The organism is Streptomyces niphimycinicus, assembly GCF_018883605.1.
GTDB lineage: Bacteria > Actinomycetota > Actinomycetes > Streptomycetales > Streptomycetaceae > Streptomyces > Streptomyces niphimycinicus.
Map to the genome: position 1 here is coordinate 1 of NZ_JAHLEM010000646.1, position 2,831 is coordinate 2,831.

The following is a 2,831-nucleotide window of genomic DNA, read 5'->3' on the forward strand; positions in this document are numbered from 1 at the left end:
CTCGGCCCGGCGCACCCCGGCCGGGTCCGGCGGCGCGTCGTCGAACCGCACCTGCCGCAGCGCCGCGTTGACGGCGGGCGCGACCATCGTGATCCGCACCACCCAACCCCCTCATCCGCACCATTCGCCCACGCAGCGGCGCATCTTCCGGCCTCCGCGCCGTAGCGGCGGACGGCCACGCGCCACGGTCTCATGACAAGACGACGGCGCGCCGGAAGCCCGGCAAGATTCCGGCACACCGGCGTGACCCGGGTGGCGGATCCCGCCACCCGGCAAGCGCAGCCGCGGATGCGCATCACCACGAACCCCCACACGGTGGAGATATCGGACGTCACCGACCGGGTTGAGGTGCTGTGGTATGCGTGTGACCGGACTTGGGCATGCTGGGCTGTTCATCGAAACCGCGGCGGGGTCGGTGCTCTGCGATCCATGGGTGAATCCCGCCTTCTTCGGCTCGTGGTTCCCGTTCCCGGACAACACCGATCTGGACTGGGCCTACTACGGGCGCGCGGCGGACTATCTGTATGTCTCTCATCTGCACCGCGACCATTTCGACGCGGAGAATCTGCGCCGGAACGTGCGCAAGGACATCACGGTGCTGCTTCCGGCCTTCGCCACCGATGAGCTCGAACGCGAGCTGAGCGCGCTGGGCTTCACGAATTTCCTTCACACCCGCGCGGGCGCACCGGTCGAGCGCGACGGCCTGCGCATCATGATCACCGCGCTGACCGGCCCCGGGGACGGCCCCATCGGCGACTCGGCGCTCTCGCTGGACGACGGTGAGACGGTACTGCTCAACCAGAACGACGCCCATCCGCTGGACATCGCGGCCATCCGGGAGTTCGGCGAGGTGGACGCGTACTTCGTCCAGTTCTCCGGGGCGATCTGGTACCCGATGGTGTACCAACTGCCGGACTCCGCCAAGAAGGAGTTCGCCGCGCGCAAGCGGCAGGGGCAGTTCGACCGGGCGCTGCGCTATATCGAAGCGGTGGAGGCCAAGCATGTGTTCCCCAACGCGGGCCCGCCGTGCTTCCTCGACGACGAGCTCTTCGAGCACAACGGCACCGGCCAGGACGGGACGAGCATCTTCGTGGACCAGTTGGAGTTCCTGCGCCAACTGGGCCGGGCGCGCCCGGAGGTGAGAGCGCATCTGCTGCTGCCGGGGACGGTGGCGGAGCCGGAGGACACCGCGTGCAAGCTCACCCACCGCTACACCGAGTCCGAGATCGAGCACATCTTCGGCGAGAAGCGCGCGTATCTGCGGGAATTCGCCCGGCGGCAGCAGCCCGTGCTCGCCGCCGAGCGCGCCTCGCGGGCCCCGGCGCTGCCGCGCGAGCGGCTGCTGGCCGAGCTGAAGCAGTGGTGGGAGCCGCTGTTGACGCGGGCCGACCGGATCTGTGCGGGCGTCGGCGGCCCGGCGCGGCTGGACGTGGGCGAGGTGCCGATCGTGATCGACTTCCCGGCGCGGGAGGTCCGCCTCTGGGACGGTGAGCGCTGCCGCTACACGCTGTCCACCTCGGCCGATCTGGTGGCCACCAACATCGACCGGCGCGAGGTGGACTGGTCCAACAGCCTGCTGCTGTCGATGCGGTTCACCGCCAGCCGGATCGGGCCGTACAACGAGTTCCTGTATGTGTTCTTCAAGTGCCTGTCCATGGAGCGCATCGAGTACGTGGAGAACTACTACGACTCATGCCAGGACGACGGCCAGGACATCGTGCTGGACGGCTGGCGGGTGCAGCGGCGCTGCCCCCATCTGCGCGCCGACCTCGGCCGGTTCGGGCAGATCGAGGGCGACGTGCTCACCTGCACCCTGCACGGCTGGCGCTACGACCTGTCCACGGGCCGCTGTCTGACCTCGGACGGACACGACATCCGCGCGTCGGCCACGTCGTAACTCGCCGCCGGATCCTGACCCGCGGCCACAGCGGGGCCGGTGACGATCGGTAGGACAGGAGCGATACACCCATGCCCGAGGCCCCGGAGCCGTCCGGCTCCCCCACCCGTCAGAACGTGACCTTCCCCGGCGCGGAAACCACCGCCCACGGCTATCTGGCGCTGCCGCCCTCCGGGCGGGGGCCCGGGGTGATCGTCATTCAGGAGTGGTGGGGCCTGGACCACCACATCGCCGATGTCACCGACCGGCTGGCCCGCGAGGGCTTCGTCGCGCTGGCGCCCGATCTGTACGGGGGCAGCGTCGCCCATGACGCCGAAGAGGCGCACCGGATGATGGCGGAGCTGCCGGTGGAGCGCGGTGTCGAGCTGCTCTCCGGGGCGGTCGGCCATCTCCTCGGCCGGCCCGAGGTCACCACCGCCACCGTGGGGGCGGTCGGGTTCTGCATGGGCGGCGGCTTCGTGCTGTATCTGGCCGCCACCGATGCCCGGGTCGGCGCGGCGGTGCCCTTCTACGGCGTCATCCAGGGCGACCTGCCGGACTTCTCGGGGCTGCGGGCCGACATCCTGGGCCATTTCGGGGAGAACGACAGCAGTGTGCCGCTGGACGGTCTGGAGCGGCTGCGCCTGGCCATCCGGGAGCAGTCCGGGGTGCAGCCGGATTTCCGGCTCTATCCCGCCGGTCACGCCTTCTTCAATGACGAGCGGCCGTCCTATCACGCGGAATCCGCCACGTCGGCCTGGCGGAGCACGCTGGACTTCCTGCACCGGCGGCTGGGCTGAGGGAATCGGCATACGCCCGAAAGGGCCTTAAGGCTTCATGAAGCCTTAAGGCCCTTTTAAGGTGAGGCCCGGAAGGCCCCAGCACCGTTTAATCTTCAATCACATTCGTCAAAAAATTTTCCGCCGGCCATGAGACGACTTCGACATCCGCCCGT

Annotated in this window: 2 protein-coding genes; both read left to right on the forward strand. The window is 69.0% G+C overall.

The features are described 5' to 3' along the window. The first annotated feature begins 358 nt into the window (after nucleotides 1-358). Nucleotides 359-1,897: a Rieske 2Fe-2S domain-containing protein gene (locus KN815_RS38915; protein ID WP_216346524.1), complete on the forward strand. Its 1,539-nt coding sequence runs from the start codon at nucleotides 359-361 to the stop codon at nucleotides 1,895-1,897. A gap of 71 nt (nucleotides 1,898-1,968) precedes the next feature. Beyond that, on the forward strand, nucleotides 1,969-2,676 hold the full coding sequence (locus KN815_RS38920; RefSeq protein ID WP_216346525.1) for a dienelactone hydrolase family protein: 708 nt from the start codon (nucleotides 1,969-1,971) through the stop codon (nucleotides 2,674-2,676). The last annotated feature ends 155 nt before the right edge of the window (nucleotides 2,677-2,831 follow it).